We start from the raw sequence: 18,156 nt of genomic DNA, 5'->3' as shown, positions 1-18,156 counted from the left end.
GGTGGAGCCATCCTTGGGATACCACCCTTGTAGTACTGAGATTCTAACCAGATACCTTGAATCAGGTATTGGGACACTGTCAGGTGGGCAGTTTGACTGGGGCGGTCGCCTCCCAAAGAGTAACGGAGGCGCTCAAAGGTTCTCTCAGCACGGTCGGAAATCGTGCGTAGAGTGTAAAGGCAGAAGAGAGCTTGATTGCAAGACATACAGGTCGAGCAAGGACGAAAGTCGGACTTAGTGATCCGGTGGTTCCGCATGGAAGGGCCATCGCTCAACGGATAAAAGCTACCCTGGGGATAACAGGCTTATCTCCCCCAAGAGTCCACATCGACGGGGAGGTTTGGCACCTCGATGTCGGCTCATCACATCCTGGGGCTGTAGTAGGTCCCAAGGGTTGGGCTGTTCGCCCATTAAAGTGGTACGCGAGCTGGGTTCAGAACGTCGTGAGACAGTTCGGTCCCTATCCGTCGCAGGCGTAGGAAATTTGAGGAGACCTGTCCTTAGTACGAGAGGACCGGGATGGACGTACCTCTGGTGTACCAGTTGTTCTGCCAAGGGCATGGCTGGGTAGCTATGTACGGAATGGATAAGCGCTGAAAGCATCTAAGCGCGAAGCCAACTTCAAGATAAGATTTCCCACCGTAAGGGTAAGATCCCAGGAAGACTACCTGGTTGATAGGTCGGAGGTGTAAGTGCAGCAATGTATGTAGCTTACCGATACTAATAGATCGAGGACTTGACCAAGATTATTTAATCTTACAAATGTTATTCAGTTTTTAGAGTACTAACTCTAAATAAAGATTATGCGGTTATTACAGCAAAGAGGATACACCTGTTCCCATTCCGAACACAGAAGTTAAGCTCTTTAGCGCCGATGGTACTTGGTGGGAAGCTGCCTGGGAGAGTAGGACGTAGCCGCGTAATCTTTTTTATTTTACGTGGATTTGTAGTGGTTGATATTTAGTTTGCAGCGCAGCGGTCATTCAAAGCATCTTTTCAGCTTTATGACCCAAGCGCAAACTAAATATCAACCACTTTTTGTTGTGTAAAATAAAAATGATTGCACTTGTACGAGATTGAATTAAATAATAAGAGAAGATGCTTTAAAATAGATTCAATATTGTAACTTAACAATAATCATTTTTTTATATAGAATTAAAGAGAAGATATTTTTAAAAATTATGAACTTTTATAATAAATAATGGAAATGTTAATCAGAAGAAAATTCAATTACTTATGTGTCCTATAAAACATTATTCATTATAGCGAGTATTAAAAAATATTTTATGTATAAGCAGATGTGTACGTACGACAAAATACGACAGACAAATAATTGAAAATAGTGTAAAATAGTGTAGTTACTTAAAATATGAGAATAAAAAACAATTATTATATATAAATGAATCAGAAAGAGGTAGCGAAATGAAAAAAACTGTAAAAAAAGCAATAATACCAGCTGCTGGATTAGGAACAAGATTTTTACCAGCTACAAAGTCTCAGCCAAAGGAAATGCTTCCAATAGTAGATAAGCCAACACTACAATATATAATAGAAGAAGCTATAAATTCAGGGATAGAAGAAATACTTATAATAACAGGAAGAAATAAGAAATCTATAGAAGATCATTTTGATAAGTCTGTAGAATTAGAATTAGAACTTCAACAAAAAGGAAAAACTGAAATGTTAGAAATGGTTCAAGAAATATCTAACATGGTAAATATACACTATATAAGACAAAAAGAGCCTAAAGGATTAGGACATGCTATACATTGTGCTAAAAGCTTTATAGGTGATGAACCATTTGCAGTGCTTTTAGGGGATGATATAGTAGATTCTGATACACCGTGCCTTAAGCAATTAATAGATGCTTACGATGAATATAAGACAAGCATATTAGGTGTTCAAGAAGTTGCTAAAGAGGATACTGATAAATATGGTATATTAGATTGTAAATATATAGAAGATAGAGTATATAAAGTAAAGGATATGGTTGAAAAACCAAGTATAGAAGAAGCACCTTCTAATATAGCTATATTAGGAAGATACATAATAACTCCTGCTATATTTGAAATTTTGGAAAATCAAGCCCCAGGTAAAGGGGGAGAAATACAGTTAACAGATGCTTTAAAAACCTTAGCTCAACATGAAGCAATATATGCATATAACTTTGAAGGAAGAAGATACGATGTGGGAGATAAGTTAGGATTTTTAGAAGCAACAATAGATTTTGCCTTAAAGAGAGAGAATTTAAAGGATGGATTAATGAACTATATGAAAAATGTAGTTGAAGAAGTTAAATAATAAACTAAAATTTAAATTGACTTTAATTATAAAATTGATATAACAAATGGTTGACATATAAAATATATTATGATAATATATTTACACTATTAAAATGAATATTGAGTAGGTCAGATAATCGCGGGTAGCGCTAGCTGCACGAGGAAAGTCGGAGCTCCATAGAGCAGGGTGCTAGGTAACGCCTAGTGAGAGTGATCTTAAGGAAAGTGCAACAGAAAATAACCGCCAGTGATGGTAAGGATGAAAAGGTGAGGTAAGAGCTCACCAGCGGCTAGGTGACTAGTCGGCTGTGTAAACCCCACTCGGAGCAAGGCCAAGTTAGGATAAAAAGAGTATTGCTCGTACTCTCCGGTTGGTAGGCCGCTTGAGCTTATTGGTGACAATAAGCCTAGAAAGATGATTATCTAATACAGAACTCCGCTTATAGATTTACTCGATTCAAAAGAATTTAGACACTAGAATTTTCTAGTGTTTTTTTGTTTTTACAAAATAACAACACAGGGCTTATATTTACACTATGGGGTGAATATAATAAAATATGAACTTACAGTTATATATTTAAGAAATTATGTTTATGGAATAAAAAAATTAAAGTAAATAAAAAAATAAAACCTATGCATATACATAGGTTTTATTTTTTATTGTTGTGGACCATCAAACATTTTATCATTATAAATAAAGTCATGTAAAACAGGTAGATTTTTGTCAGGATCAAATTGTAATACCCAACCTTTTTCCTTGCTTATTATACCTCCTTGACTATATCCATATTGATTGTCGTCTGGAATAGGGAATTCTAATGTTTTTATATTGAAATTTCCTATGCTTAAAATATCTGTGCCTAAACCAAGTATAGTAGTTGGTTTCATATCAGTTTTTATAGATGGTAAAACTGAATTAAGTATTGATGGATATTTAAGTGGAGAAACTTCACTCATTTTTTTCAGTGTTGCTTCTATTATTTGTCTTTGGCGATTATCTCTTCCATAAGCAGTATCATTATGTCTTATTCTAGCGTAAGCTAAAGCTTGATATCCATTTAGATTATGCACTCCAGGTTCATTTATAGTTTCTACTTTCTTGTCAGCGGCAACTTTATCTATTGCTTGACCATTTGTAATATAAATATTTAATTCTTCAAGTTCGCTAGATTTAACATCAACTTCTACACCACCTAATGAATCTATTATATCTACAAATCCAAAGAAGTTAACTATTGCATAATGATCTAAATCTAATTCAAAGTTTTTTTCTATAGTTTCTAGTAATAAATTTATACCTCCATATGCATAAGCATGAGTAAGTTTTTGCTTTCCGTGTCCAGGAATATCTACATATGAGTCTCTAGCTAAAGATGTAAGCTTAATATCTTTATGTTTACTATCGATTGTAAGAATCATCATAGAATCTGATCTAGATGGCTCATTTAAAGTTCTAGCATCTATGCCAACTAGAAGTATGTTTTGAATTCCATCAACTTTGTTATAATTCGTTTTATTGACTATTTTATTAGTCTCTGAGTCACCTTGATACATCGAGTGTAGTTTAAAATAAACATATCCAAATGCTACTGCAGGAATTACCAGAACTAGTAAAAGTAAAACTATTACTAGTTTTTTTAATTTAGACAATTAAATCCCTTCTTTCTGTTAATTAACATTGAGTATTTTTTGAAATCAATTCAAAACTAATTATATTAAATTAATATGAATTATTCAATCTAATAAAAGTTACAAAAAAACTAAGAAAAATATACAATATTGAAATATTATAGTATATAAATTATAATATAGACTATTGAAATATGTAAAAAAAAGAATTAGAAGAATATAAAAGCTCAAAATAACTAAATTTAGAAGCGAATTTATAAAAAAGTAAAACAAAATAAATGTATTAGTATAAGATGTAAAAATACACGTATAAATAAATCTTATCATATATTTAGAATAGAAATTATAATATAAATATGTTTAATTTATAATTTCTAAATCATTACTATATTTTAAAATATCTATTAAGTATAAAGTGTATAAATTTAAATGTTATAAATATCTACTTATTTATAATGACTTAATAAATTTATAGTTAAAGAATAAAATTAAAAGTATTATTTTGATTTTATTAGGATTAACAAATTTATTAACATAATACCACCAAACTAAAAATATATTTATTAAATTAGGAAGGACAACTACAAATGTAAAATATCATCAAGTTTACAGAAATTAAAAATTAAATTATAAATATAATATATAAGTTTATATGAAAAAGATTACACTTTATCTTGAAATTATATGTAATTAAAAATAAAGAAGTGAAATTTATAATAAGATAGAATAATAAGCAATTTTAAGAAGTAATTGCATATTTTAAAATATAATAATATAGTAATTAACGACAAATAATAATACAAAAATGAAAGGGGAGAAAATATGCAAAATAAATATTTAAGCAATAATTCAATAGATATAAGTGATGGAAAATTTGTATATGATGCAGATGCATATGCATCTCCAATTTATCTTTTTTTAAAAAGATTAATTGATATAACAGGGTCTTTGATAGGACTTATAATATTATCGCCTATATTTATAGTTGTAAGTATAGCAATTAAGTTAGAAGACCCTAAAGGAAGTATTTTCTTTGGCCAAGAAAGAAATGGGAAATATCCTAAAACCTTTAAAATGTATAAATTTAGATCTATGGTTCACAATGCAGAAGAGTTACTGGAACAATTGAAAGCACAAAATGAAATGAATGGACCGGCGTTTAAAATGAAAAATGATCCTAGAATAACAAAGGTAGGTAAATTTATAAGAAAAACTAGTATAGACGAACTACCTCAATTAATAAATATATTAAAAGGAGATATGAGTTTTGTTGGTCCTAGACCTCCTATTCCAAGAGAAGTTGCAGAGTATGATGAATATCAATTACAAAGGTTATCGGTTAAGCCAGGATTAACTTGTTATTGGCAAGTAAGTGGAAGAAATAATATAGATTTTGAAGAATGGATAGAATTAGATTTGAAATATATAAAAGAAAGAAATATATTTATAGATATTAAACTTATATTAATGACTATACCAGCATTATTAGGAGACAAGAATGCATCATAATAAATATGGATATATCTTATAACTTTTAAGGTATATCCATATTTAAATGAAAAATTGGAGGTAATAAATGACTGAATTTATAAAGGAATCAACCTTAATAGTAAAAATATTATATATAATAGTTTTTCTTTTGAGTACACTTTATATTTACAAAAAAGTAAAAAGGAGAAAATATATATTTTCAATATTTAACATAGGAATATATGTGTTTATATTCACAGTTTTAATCATTGGACCATTTCAATATGTTGATATGGCATGGAATGCTCTTAATTATAATGAATCAAGCATATTTTTAAAATATTTAAATAAGGAAATGACGATATCTTTATTTGGATTTATAGTGTTTTTAATTGTATTGATTTATATGGAGTTTAAAGATTTTCAATCCAGCAAGTTAGATAAAATAATATCTAATGTAAGTTTAAATATAGATGAAAAAGTTATAAATCTAATCAATTTGATTGTGATTTTATTATGGTATTCTTTGATCTTTATAACAATTAAAAGCCTACCTGTTTTTGGAAATAGGACATTTGCTGAAGAGTTTGGAGTACAGCCTATATATATAGCTTTAAATACTTGCATATCAATATTTCTGATGTATTATGGATTTAAGTATGTAATTTCTAAAAAGATATTTTATATAGCACCTATTTTTATTAATGGATTTACTTTATTTGCGACTGGAAATAGAGGGCCTTTATTAATGGGTATATTTAGTATTTTAATAATATATATGTATATAAAATATAAAGATAGTATAAAAATCAATCTGTTTATATTATGTTTTGGGGTTGCTGTTTTAGTTTTCGGTATGGGAATGTCTGTATTGAGAGATGGAGGCCATATTAATGGATTTGGAAAGTTATTTAATGATATAGCTTATGGAAATACATTTTCAGATGTAAGAGATGGGGCATATGTTTTATATGGGTTTGACCAAAAATATGATAGTTTTCTATATGGTAAAAATTATTTAGCTGATTTAATGAGTTTTGTACCAAGTAGCATGTCGCATTTTAGAAGTACATGGTCATATGGAGCTTTTTCGACAAATACTTTATTTGGATGGGAAGGACATTATGGGTTAAGAGGTGGTTGGTTTTTACAGCCATACATAAACTTTGGATATATAGGAGTAATAATTGTAGGAATACTATATGCGTTAATAATATCTTATTTAGAAAGATTTTTTTTCAAAAATATAATATGTAGAGAATATGATAGTGAAACAATAGCAAACAAGCTTATGATTACAAATACTTTGTGTACAATATCATCTTTTCTAATGGTATCCTCTGCTGGAGCGCAATACTATGTATCAATTATATTAATATTAGCTTTAGTAGTAATTAGCATAAAATTTAATTTTAAAAATTATAATAAATATTAAAGTAAGGTGAGAATTTTGAATGTAATAATAAATGGATTACAATATTCTAAAAATGGAGCAGGTATATCTAAATACACACATAAGCTAGCTGAATATATGGATAAAACTGTTGATGTGCTTATTCAAAAAGGTGTAAAAGATAACTTTAATCAGGAGAATATTAAAATTTTAGATAAAAATATAATTGGAAGCAAAGACAGAATACTAGAAGAACAATTAAAAAGCTTAAAATTATTTAAAAAATATGATTTAGTACATTTTCCAGATTACGCGACTCCTATACTTTATAGAGGTAAAAAAGTAGCGACTATACATGATATGGCTATGCATACTATGGGAGATAAATACACAAAAGGTCAGGTTTTTATAAAAAAATTTTTCATGGGAAATACAATAAAGAAAGCAGATAAGTTAATATGTATATCTAATTTTACAGCAAAAGAATTAAAAAAATATTATCCATATGTAGATGAGAAAAAAATTGAAGTTGTCTATAACGGATTTGAATATACTCATGTAGATATAACTAACTCAGATAAAGAAAATGTATTAAATAAATTTAACATAGATGAAAAATATTTATTGTATGTGGGAACTATATCTCCGCATAAAAACTTAGAAAGATTAATAGAGTCGTTTGCAATATTGAGAAAAAAAGGATACAATCATAAACTTGTTATAGCAGGAAAAAAAGGATGGATGTATAATGAAATCCTTAATAAATCAAAAGAATTAGGTATAGAAAATTATGTAATCTTTACTGATTATGTAACAGATGAAGAGTTAGAAATTTTATATAGATGTGCAGATGTTTTTACATTTCCGTCTCTTTATGAAGGATTTGGATTCCCTCCTATAGAAGCTATGGCAAGAAAAATACCTGTTGTTTCTTCAAGTGAAGGTGCATTAGGTGAGGTTGTTGGAGATGCAGCATTAATCTGCAATGCATATGATATTAAGGATATAGCTTGTAAAATAGAAGATGTAATAACTAATGAAAATTTAAAAAATGATTTGATTGAAAAAGGTATAAAGAGGAGCAGTTATTTTTCTTGGGAAAAAACTGCAAGACAAACCTATGAAATATATCAAAAAGTATTAAGAGGAGAATAATTATGAAAGTTGCTTTAGCACATGACTGGTTAACCAATATGGGTGGAGCTGAAAAGGTTGTTATAAACTTTAAACAAATATATGAAGATTCACCAATATACACAGTATCTTATAATGAACAAAATCTAGATCCAGAATTAAGAAATATTGATGTAAGAACTACATTTATTGACAAATTACCTAAAGGTAAAACAAATCATCAAATGTTTTTGCCTTTTATGCCAACAGCTTGGGAGCAATTAGATTTTACTGATTATGATGTAGTTTTATCAAGCTCATCTTCTTGTGCAAAAGGAATTATTACTGCACCAGATACAGCACATATATGTTACTGTCATTCACCCATGAGATATGCATGGGAGTTCTATTATGAGTATATGGAAAGAGAAAAATTAGGAAAAGCTAAGAAAAAACTTATAAAATATATAATGAACTACATACGTATGTGGGATAAAGCATCTGCAGATAGAGTAGACTATTATGTAGCAAATTCTAAAAATGTAGCAAAAAGAATTTACAAACATTATAGAAGAGAAGCTGATGTAATTCATCCTCCTGTTAAAGGTTCATATTTTAACATATCTGACAAGGATGAAGGATACTTCCTTATAGTTTCTAGATTAGTACCATACAAAAGAATAGATTTAGCTGTAGAAGCATTCAATGAATTAGGACTACCTCTAGTAGTTATAGGCGGGGGATCTCAGTTAGAATACTTAAAATCTATAGCAAAAGATAATGTTAAGATAATGGGAAGACAGCCAGACGAAGTGATAAAAGAACACTATGCTAACTGTAGAGCATTTATATTCCCAGGTGAAGAGGATTTCGGAATAACGCCATTAGAAGCTCAAGCGAGTGGAAGACCAGTAATAGCATTTGGGAAAGGTGGAGCTTTAGAAACTGTAGTATCTGAAAGAACTGGATTATTCTTTGAAGATCAAAAAACAGATGAACTAGTTAAGGCTGTAAAGCAGTTTGAAAAAATGAATTGGGATAAAGCAGATATAAGAAAACACGCATTAACCTTCGATGAAGAAATATTTAAGTCAAAGATAAAGAATTATGTGGATGAAAAACATTTAGAACATAAAAATAAAATGAACAGTATAGGAAGAGTATTATAATTATAGGAGATGATTAAAAATGAAAAAGTTTAATGTTATAATGGCTGGAGGCGGAGGAACAAGATTCTGGCCTATTAGTAGACAAGCTAATCCAAAGCAATTATTAAATTTAAGTGGAGTAGATACTTTAATAAATGAAACTATAGATAGAATAAGTTCTATATCAGAAAAGGAAAATTTATATATTGTAACTAATGAAACACAAAGTGAGTTACTTAAAGAGACTGTTAAAGATAAGTGTATACATGAAAATGTACTTCAAGAACCATCAGCTAGAAATACAGCAGCAGCAATCGGATTCGCAGCTTTTTCAATAATGAAGAAGCATGGTGATGGAATTATGTGTGTATACCCAGCAGATCATTACATAAAGGATGAAGATGGATATGTAAAAATAATTAATGATGCGATAAAAGTTGCTAGTGAAAATGATAAATTAGTAACTATAGGGATAACACCTACATTCCCATCTACTGGATATGGGTATATTAACTTTACTAAAGAAGAATGTTATAATAATGTATCATATAAAGTACTAGAATTTGTAGAAAAGCCTAATTATGAAAAGGCTAAAGAATATGTACAATCTCAGAAATATGTTTGGAACAGTGGGATGTTTGTTTGGAAAGTATCTAAAATTTTAGAAGATTTTAAAAGATATTTACCTAAGGTATATGAAAAATTAGAGCAACTTTCAAATTATATAGGAACAGACAAAGAAGATGAAATGATAAAAAAAATATACCCTACAATTCCATCTATATCTATAGACTATGGAATTATGGAAAGAAGTGACGATGTAGTTGTAGTACCTGGTGAATTTGGATGGAATGATGTAGGTTCATGGGATGTATTAGGAGCTATATATGATACGGATGAGCAAGGAAACATAAAGAGGGGAGAAACTATAACTATCAACACTGAAAACTCTGTAGTGTATTCAGAAGATAAATTAATAGCTACAGTTGGGATAAAAGATTTAATAGTTGTTTCAACAGAAGATTCAGTAATGGTATGTAGAAAAGAAAATGCTCAAGATGTTAAGTTAATTGTAGAAAAATTAAAAGAAGAAGGTAAGAAAAAATATTTATAAAACTATATAAATTTGTAAAAATTAAAATTTAAGAGGTGATAATATTATGGAATATATTAAAAATTATGAAGAATGGATAAATAATCCTTATTTTGACGATGAAACTAGACAGGAATTAATAAATATAAAAGGTGATACTAAGGAAATTGAAGATAGATTTTATAAAAATTTAGAATTTGGAACAGGTGGACTTAGAGGTGTAATTGGAGCTGGAACAAATAGAATAAACGATTATACAGTAAGGAGAGCAACTTTTGGACTTGCAAATTATATATTAAAAAAATGTGGCGAAGATGGTAAGCAAAAAGGTGTAGTAATAGCATACGATAGTAGACATAAATCAGCTGAATTTTGTTTAGAAACGGCTAAAACTTTAGCAGCTTGTGGAATAAAAGCATATATATTTGATAGCTTAAGACCAACTCCTGAATTATCTTTTGCAGTTAGACATTTAGGATGTATTGCAGGGGTAGTAATAACAGCAAGTCATAATCCTCCAGAATATAATGGATATAAAGTATACTGGACTGATGGTGGTCAGGTATGCCCAGTTATAGCATCAGAAATAATTAATGAAGTTAATGAAGTTAAAGAGTACAGCACAATACCAACTATAAGTAAAAATGAAGCTATTGAAAAAGGATTATTAGAAATTATAGGAAATGAGGTAGACCATGCATTTATAGAAGCAGTTAAAACTCAAGTTCTTAGACAAGACATAATAGATAAAGTTGGAAATGATATAAAAATATTTTTCACACCTATACATGGTACAGGAAATATTCCTATAAGAACTGTTCTTAAGGAAGTTGGGTTTAAAAATATAGAGGTAATAAAAGAACAAGAGCTACCAGATCCGAATTTCTCTACAGTAAAATATCCAAATCCTGAAGAGAAGGAAGTCTTCAACATAGCTATAGAAAAAGCTAAAAAAGAAGGTGCTGATATAATAATAGGAACAGACCCAGATTGCGATAGAGTTGGGGTTGTAGTTAAAAATACTGAAGGTGAATACATTGTATTAAATGGAAATCAAGTAGGATCACTTCTAGTTAATTATGTATTAGAAAATTTAAAAAATGAAAATAAGCTACCGCAAAATCCTACAATTGTAAAAACTATAGTTACATCAGAATTAGGCGCAGTAATAGCTAAATCTTTTGGAGTAGAATCTATTGATACTTTAACTGGATTTAAATTTATAGGTGAAAAAATTCATGAATTTGAAAATAGCAATGAAAAAACTTTTATAATGGGATATGAAGAAAGTTATGGCTATTTAGTTGGTACACATGCTAGAGACAAAGATGGTGTTGTTGCATCTTTATTAATATCTGAAATGGCAGCTTTCTACTATGAAAAAGACATGAGTTTATACGAAGGATTAATGGATATTTACAGTAGATATGGATACTTTAGAGAAGAATTAAAGTCTATAACTTTAAAGGGAATAGATGGAATGGAAAAAATAAAATCTATAATGAATTATTTTAGAAATTCAAACATAGAGTCTATAGGCGGATTAAAAGTAAATGAGATAAAAGACTATTCTAAGGGAATAGATGGTCTTCCAAAATCAGATGTATTAAAATTTATATTAGAGGATAATTCTTGGTTAGCTATTAGACCATCAGGAACAGAACCTAAAATAAAGTTTTATTTTGGATGCAATGGTAAAGATAAAAATACAGTAGATTATAAAATTGATTGTATAATTAACGAAATTATAGGATTAACTGAATCTATATAAATATTAGATTCTTAGAAAAAATTAACATCAAATATCATGTAGTATATAAAAACACTTGAAAAATAAATAAAACTTTTTAAGTGTTTTTATATATTGTAATACAGAGTATTGTATTTATTAAATATATGATAAAGGAGATTATATGGACATAACTTTAATAGGATGGATAGCATTAATAATATCTATATATGGATTTATAAAAAATGAGAAAATATTATTATATTCAGCAGTATTTTTCTCAACATTTACTGCCACTTCATTTATAAATATTGAAAAAACAACAACAGGTATACAACCTTTTTATTTAGTTGCAGGGCTATGGATTTTAAAAGTAGGTATACAATATATAAAGTCAGGAACATCTTTTAAAAATATTATTTATGAAATTAAAAAAAATAAATTAGCTAAGGCATTAATTGTTTTTGCAATAATAATAATTATTGGAGAAGTACTAATGTTTATAATGAATAGAAGTATAATTATAACTGATTTTAATACAAAAAAAGAAGTAGTTATATCATTTAGTAAATCTAATATAACTCAATCAATCTATTTACTATTCATGGTATTGTTTGCAACTATACTAACTTTAAAATTAGAGTCCAAACAAACTCTTATAAATATAATAAAAGTATTTTCTGTAAGTACAGTTTTTGCACTTGTTTGGGGACTAATACAATTCTGTATGTATTATTTAGATATTGAATATCCAGCATATATATTTAATAATAATATTTCAGCTATGCAAGCGTATATGCAAGTGGTTTACGGTATCAAGCGAATAAGTTCAATTGCACTAGAACCTTCTACATTCGCTTTAAATATTCTAACATTTTTACCGTTTATCGTAATTTTATGGTTAGGAAATAGAACTACAGATAAAAGTGACAAAAAATTTAATATTTTATTAATTTTAATTGTCATAATAGCTTTTATATGTGCAATTTTAACAACATCATCAACTGCATATATAGGGTTAATTATATCAATTTTAATACTTTCATTATATGTTTTAAAATTTTCAATAAAAGGACAGGCGATTTATGAAAATAAAATAAAAATATATATATTATACTTAGCAGCATTTATAACTACTATCATTCTTTTAGTATTTATAACAAAAATATTTGAGATTTCTTGGAATGAATTGATTAGTATGTTAAAAAATATGACTATCGATAAAGTTAATTCGGAATCGGGGCATGAACGAGGCAATGCAATAAGGATGTCATTGGAAATTTTTAAACAAGTTCCTATATTAGGTGCAGGATGGGGCTCGTTTAGATCATTAGATATGACGACAAACTTATTAGCAAATACAGGATTAATAGGACTATGTTCTTTTATTTATATAATATACATTCCAATAAAAGAATGTATTTTAAATAGGAGAATTAATGAAACTATATCTATTGCTTTAATTTTTATGATAATTACGCCTACGATAGGATTACTAATTTCAATACCAGATTTAGTTTTTGGATATTATTGGATAGGAATAGTTTTAGGATATAGTTTTTGGAAAAAACAAAATTAGGAGAGTAAATCTGATGAGAATAGGAATCGATGCAAGACCTCTTATAGAGAAAAAGACAGGAATAGGATATTATCTTCAATACTTACTTGAAAATGTATTAGAAAATGATAAAGAAAATCAGTATTTTTTATTTTCGGATAGAAAAGTTTACTTTGAAAGTGAAAAATATAAAAACTTACATGTTGTGATTGATAATGAAAGTAGTTTAAAGCGTACGATATGGTATTTATTAAAGAGCAACCAGTTATGTAAGAAGTATGATATAGATGTATTTTGGGGGACACAACATATTATTCCTCTAGGTTTAAAAAAACAAAAAACTGTGCTTACTATGCATGATTTAGTTGCCTTTGATTTTAAGGAGACAATGAGTACTTATAATAAAATAATAAATAAACTATTTATACCAAATTCATTAAAAAAAGCTGATAAAATAATAACAGTTTCTAAATCTACAAAAGAACGATTAAATTATCATTTTCCTAAAATAGATAAAAATAAAATTAAAGTAATATATGAAGATGTTGTTATAAGCAACGATTTATCTAAAGTAAATACAGAGAAATTTGATAAACTAGGAGTTAGAAATAAAGAATATTTGATGTTTTTAGGAACTATAGAGCCTAGAAAAAATCTAAAAACATTAATTAAAGCATTTGAAAATATTTATAATGAAACTGGATTAAAATTGATTATTTGTGGCAAGTATGGTTGGAAATGCGAAGAAGAAAAATCAATGATTGAAGAACATAAAGATAAAATAGTTTTTTTGAATTATATAACTGAAGAAGAAAAAAGCTATCTTATGAAGAATTCATTTTTATTTGTTTTTCCTTCTATTTACGAAGGGTTTGGATTACCTGTATTAGAGGCAATGAGAAATGGAGTAGCAGTAATCGTAGCTAATAACACATCACTAAATGAGCTAGTAGAAATGCCTGAACTAAAATTTGACACATTGAACTCAAATGATTTAGAGAAAAAAATAATTGAATTATATAATAATAAAGATTTATACGAGGATGCTATCAAATATTGCAATGAAAGACAAGCTTATTTTTCTTGGGATAAAATATCAAAAGAATATATATATGAAATAACTAGGGGGTGGTAAATTTGAAAATATGTTTAATAGTTGGAGCATTTCCAAATATGAAATGCGGAATAGGTGACTATACAAGCATTTTAGCTGATCATTTACAAAAAAGTGGAAATGAAGTGTACATAATTACATCTAAGAAAGCTAATTGTAGAGAGGCTTTAAAATATAAAGTATTTAATATTGTTGAAAATTGGGATTTTAATGATAAAAAATCTATAATAAATACATTAAAATCTATAAAGCCAGATATTATACATATACAGTATCCTAGTGATGAATATGGAAGCTCGTTATTTATTAATTTTTTACCTAGGATTATAAAGAAAGAACTGAGGGAAATAAAATTTAAATTAGTCGAAACTGTACATGAGTATCTAAATTATACGGCTAAGGGGAAAATAAGAAATTGTATTAACTATGCATATGCAGATAGCATTATAGTAGTTGAGCAACAATATATAAATAAGATAAAATCATTTGTAACACCTATATCAAAAAAATTTAATATAAGGTATATACCTATAAGTTCAAATATACCAAGAAGTAAGCTTGATTACCAAGAAGTTAATAAATTAAAAATAAGGTTAGATTTAAATGAAAATAAAATAATTTCATATTTTGGTTTTATTAATGAATTAAAGGGAATTGAAACTTTAATCTATGCTATGAAAGAAATTATAAAAATAGATAATACTATAAAATTAGTAATATTAAGTGTTTTATCTAAAAGTGATAGCTATCAAAATAAGATATTGAAAATGATTGATGAATTTGATTTAAAAAACAATATAATTATAACAGGGTTTATAGATTCTTCTGAAGATGTAGCTAACTATTTAAAAATAAGCGATTTAAGCATATTACCATTTAGAGATGGGGTCTCAGAACGAAATGGTAGTTTTTTAGCTGCATACAATCAAAATATTCCTATAATAACTACATCACATGAAAAATGTGGAAGGTCTGAAGATGGAGTATGGTATGTTAAACCAAATGATACGATGCAAATTGTTAAGAATATACAAATGATATTAACAAATGAACCAAATATACAAAGGAATATTTTAAGTTGGCAGAGTATTTTAGAACAACATTTAGAAGTGTATAAATTAAATTAATATATAAAAATGAAAATTAATTTGATTTAGTTTAAGCATTTTTAGTTGAATTTTTTACATGAGGGAGATAAGAATTATGAAAAAAAGTGCAATCAGTTGGATAATTGCTCTAAATTTATGCGCGATTAATTTTATTGATGTAAATGCAGAAACAAAAAAACTAGAAAATACTGAAGAATTTACACAAAATCAGGTACAAGAACAGAATAAGGATCAGAGTCAAAATCAGGTACAAGAACAGAATAAAGATCAGGGTCAAAATCAGGTACAAGAACAGAATAAGGATCAGAGTCAAAATCAGTTACAAGAACAGAATAAGGATCAAAATCAGAATCAAGCGGATGAGGAATCTCAAGCAAAAGAAATAGAACAACTGCAAAGTGAAGATCAGAATCCAGTTGAATTAAATAATCAACAACTTATAAAAAGTGAGTATTCAACAGATGTAAAAGAAAACTGTAAAACAATTGTAAAACAATTTTATGCCGGATTTTATGGAAGAGAAGCAGACAATGATGGACTAGAATATTGGTCAAATGAGATTGTAAGTCAAAGAAGAACTGTAGCTAATGTTTTTGAATGTTTCATCAATAGTGATGAATGTAAGAGCAAAAACTATAATAATGAAGAATACGTAAAAGCACTATATATAGGGTTACAAGGGAGAGAACCTGATGAGGATGGATTAGAATATTGGACAAGCCAACTTGGATTAGGACAAAGTAGAAAAGTTGTACTATACAATATATTTAACTCTAATGAATTTCAAACTAAGTTAGATTTAATGGGAATAAAAAATAAAGGGCAAATAGAATTAGGCTTAAATGATAATAAAGGAATGGCTAAAGAGCTAGTAAACCAATTCTATAAAGGTTTTTACAGAAGAGAGGCAGATAGTGAGGGGCTAGAATATTGGACTAATCAGATAATAGATAACAAGACAAGTGTATCAGAGCTCTTACTTATATTTATAAATAGTGATGAAATGAATCGTAAAAATTATACTAATGAAGAATATGTAGAATGTATGTATATGGCTTTATTTAATAGAAATCCGGATAAAGATGGACTTAATCATTGGACGAATATGCTTAATAGCGGAAATTCTAGAAGATTCTTATTAGCTGTAAATATGAATTCTGATGAGTTCCAAAAAAAATTAGACAATATAGGAATTAAAAATAAAGGAAATATAGACATAAATTTAGATGATAGAAAAGGTGAAGTCAAAGGAATTGTAGAGAATTTTTATGTAGGATTCCATGGAAGAAAACCTGATATAGGCGGATTGAATTATTGGGCAGATGAAATAATAAGTGGAAATAGAAGTGTATCACAAGTAGTAGATTCTTTTATAAATAGTGATGAATTTAAAAATAAAGGGTACTCAAGTGAAGAGTATGTAAAAGCTGTGTATAAAGGTATTTTAGGGAGAGAAGCTGACTTAGGTGGATTAAACTACTGGTTAAATCAAATTGTAAATGGTGGAAGTAAAAAGTATGTTTTAAAGTGTATATTTAACTCTCCAGAGTTCCAAGATAAAGTTAAAAACATTGGAATAAAAAATATAGGGGACATTGAATTATCTTCTAATGAAGTACAAAGTACAATTGGGAAAGCTAGAATTAAAGTTAGTGCTTTAAATTTAAGAAAAGAGCCTAGCTTAGAGGCAGATGTATTAACTACAATGCAATCAGGTGATAGAGTAGTTATTTTAGGAAGAGTAAAAACTGATTTGACATATTATCAAATAGAGTATGTTAAAAATGGAAAAATTTACAATGGATACGCTAGTATGTTTGTGAGTGGAGTTAACACAACTGAAATTTTTGAAGATAATTTAAATAATGAGTTCTTAGGTGTTTTATCAGAAAGATATGAATCAAATGGAGATCCAGGACTTGTATCAAGTGGAAATGGAGATTATGGTGGAAAGTCATATGGTGCATGGCAGTTCTCTTCTACAATGGGATCTTTGGATGAATTTGTGAGTTGGTTGAGAAATGAAAATAATGAGTTTTATAAAAAATTAACTGATGCAAGAGCATTAGATGATAATACAAATTGTGGACCTAATTTCGATAAAGCTTGGAAAGAAATTGCACAAAATCATAATAATACATTCTATAATTTACAACATAAATATGTAAAAGAGAATTTTTATGATAAACTAGTAAATAAATTATTAAAATCAGGTGATTTTTCAAATGTAGTATCTACATTTGCGGGACGTAATGTACTATGGTCAACAGCAGTTCAACATGGAGTTACAGGATCATATAGAATAATATCGCCACTACAAGGTAAAACTAACAATGCAGAAGATTTTATAAAAGCTGTATATGCAGAAAGAGGACGTAAAGATGAAAATGGGCAGTTAGTTTATTTTGCAAATAACTCTCAAGCTGTTCAAGATAGCGTTGCTAAAAGGTTTATTAGAGAACAAGAAGATGCTATACAATGTTATAGATATAGTTTAGAAAATAAATAGAGGAAAACA

General features: G+C 28.3%; 12 protein-coding genes, 2 rRNA genes and 1 other RNA gene. 14 read left to right on the top strand and 1 reads right to left on the bottom strand.

What is annotated here, in order from left to right:
* From GFJ41_RS10655 to rnpB, 4 genes are all read left to right on the top strand, one after another.
* Positions 1-744 (top strand): 23S ribosomal RNA (locus tag GFJ41_RS10655); the annotation flags it as partial.
* Positions 745-804: 60 nt separating this feature from the next.
* Positions 805-921, top strand: a 5S ribosomal RNA gene (gene rrf / locus GFJ41_RS10650).
* Positions 922-1,422: 501 nt separating this feature from the next.
* The gene (gene galU, locus GFJ41_RS10645) at positions 1,423-2,301 is read left to right on the top strand and encodes a UTP--glucose-1-phosphate uridylyltransferase GalU (RefSeq protein ID WP_170075297.1); all 879 of its coding nucleotides are present in this window, start codon (positions 1,423-1,425) and stop codon (positions 2,299-2,301) included.
* A 102-nt stretch (positions 2,302-2,403) separates the two neighbouring features.
* An RNA gene (gene rnpB, locus GFJ41_RS10640) (RNase P RNA component class A) lies at positions 2,404-2,741 on the top strand.
* Between the two features lie 198 nt (positions 2,742-2,939).
* On the opposite strand, the gene GFJ41_RS10635 is transcribed toward rnpB, so the two are convergent.
* Positions 2,940-3,932 carry an LCP family protein gene (locus tag GFJ41_RS10635; protein ID WP_170075296.1) on the bottom strand — a complete coding sequence of 331 codons (993 nt, stop codon included), beginning with the start codon at positions 3,930-3,932 and terminating at the stop codon, positions 2,940-2,942.
* Between the two features lie 801 nt (positions 3,933-4,733).
* Between GFJ41_RS10635 and GFJ41_RS10630 the strand changes: the two genes are divergently transcribed.
* The 10 genes from GFJ41_RS10630 (at position 4,734) to GFJ41_RS10585 (ending at position 18,147) form a co-directional block, all read left to right on the top strand.
* The gene (locus GFJ41_RS10630; RefSeq protein ID WP_170075295.1) at positions 4,734-5,420 is read left to right on the top strand and encodes a sugar transferase; all 687 of its coding nucleotides are present in this window, start codon (positions 4,734-4,736) and stop codon (positions 5,418-5,420) included.
* A gap of 67 nt (positions 5,421-5,487) precedes the next feature.
* Positions 5,488-6,816: an O-antigen polymerase gene (locus GFJ41_RS10625; protein ID WP_170075294.1), complete on the top strand. Its 1,329-nt coding sequence runs from the start codon at positions 5,488-5,490 to the stop codon at positions 6,814-6,816.
* Between the two features lie 15 nt (positions 6,817-6,831).
* Complete coding sequence (locus GFJ41_RS10620; RefSeq protein WP_226890250.1) at positions 6,832-7,929, top strand: glycosyltransferase family 4 protein; 1,098 nt, start codon at positions 6,832-6,834, stop codon at positions 7,927-7,929.
* A 2-nt stretch (positions 7,930-7,931) separates the two neighbouring features.
* On the top strand, positions 7,932-9,056 hold the full coding sequence (locus tag GFJ41_RS10615) for a glycosyltransferase (RefSeq protein WP_170075293.1): 1,125 nt from the start codon (positions 7,932-7,934) through the stop codon (positions 9,054-9,056).
* Positions 9,057-9,075: 19 nt separating this feature from the next.
* Positions 9,076-10,149: a mannose-1-phosphate guanylyltransferase gene (locus tag GFJ41_RS10610; RefSeq protein ID WP_170075292.1), complete on the top strand. Its 1,074-nt coding sequence runs from the start codon at positions 9,076-9,078 to the stop codon at positions 10,147-10,149.
* Positions 10,150-10,195: 46 nt separating this feature from the next.
* The gene (locus tag GFJ41_RS10605) at positions 10,196-11,899 is read left to right on the top strand and encodes a phospho-sugar mutase (RefSeq protein WP_170075291.1); all 1,704 of its coding nucleotides are present in this window, start codon (positions 10,196-10,198) and stop codon (positions 11,897-11,899) included.
* 142 nt (positions 11,900-12,041) lie between these two features.
* The gene (locus GFJ41_RS10600; RefSeq protein ID WP_170075290.1) at positions 12,042-13,436 is read left to right on the top strand and encodes an O-antigen ligase family protein; all 1,395 of its coding nucleotides are present in this window, start codon (positions 12,042-12,044) and stop codon (positions 13,434-13,436) included.
* A gap of 13 nt (positions 13,437-13,449) precedes the next feature.
* The gene (locus tag GFJ41_RS10595; RefSeq protein WP_170075289.1) at positions 13,450-14,550 is read left to right on the top strand and encodes a glycosyltransferase family 4 protein; all 1,101 of its coding nucleotides are present in this window, start codon (positions 13,450-13,452) and stop codon (positions 14,548-14,550) included.
* Positions 14,551-14,552: 2 nt separating this feature from the next.
* Positions 14,553-15,656: a glycosyltransferase gene (locus tag GFJ41_RS10590; RefSeq protein ID WP_170075288.1), complete on the top strand. Its 1,104-nt coding sequence runs from the start codon at positions 14,553-14,555 to the stop codon at positions 15,654-15,656.
* Between the two features lie 76 nt (positions 15,657-15,732).
* Positions 15,733-18,147 carry a DUF4214 domain-containing protein gene (locus GFJ41_RS10585; protein WP_170075287.1) on the top strand — a complete coding sequence of 805 codons (2,415 nt, stop codon included), beginning with the start codon at positions 15,733-15,735 and terminating at the stop codon, positions 18,145-18,147.
* Positions 18,148-18,156: the final 9 nt, after the last annotated feature.

The sequence above is a fragment of the Paraclostridium dentum genome (assembly GCF_012922555.1).
In the GTDB taxonomy this organism is placed as follows: Bacteria; Bacillota; Clostridia; order Peptostreptococcales; family Peptostreptococcaceae; genus Paraclostridium; species Paraclostridium dentum.
The sequence above is the reverse complement of the archived record's forward strand: the minus strand, read 5'-3'. Positions and strand labels throughout refer to the sequence as shown.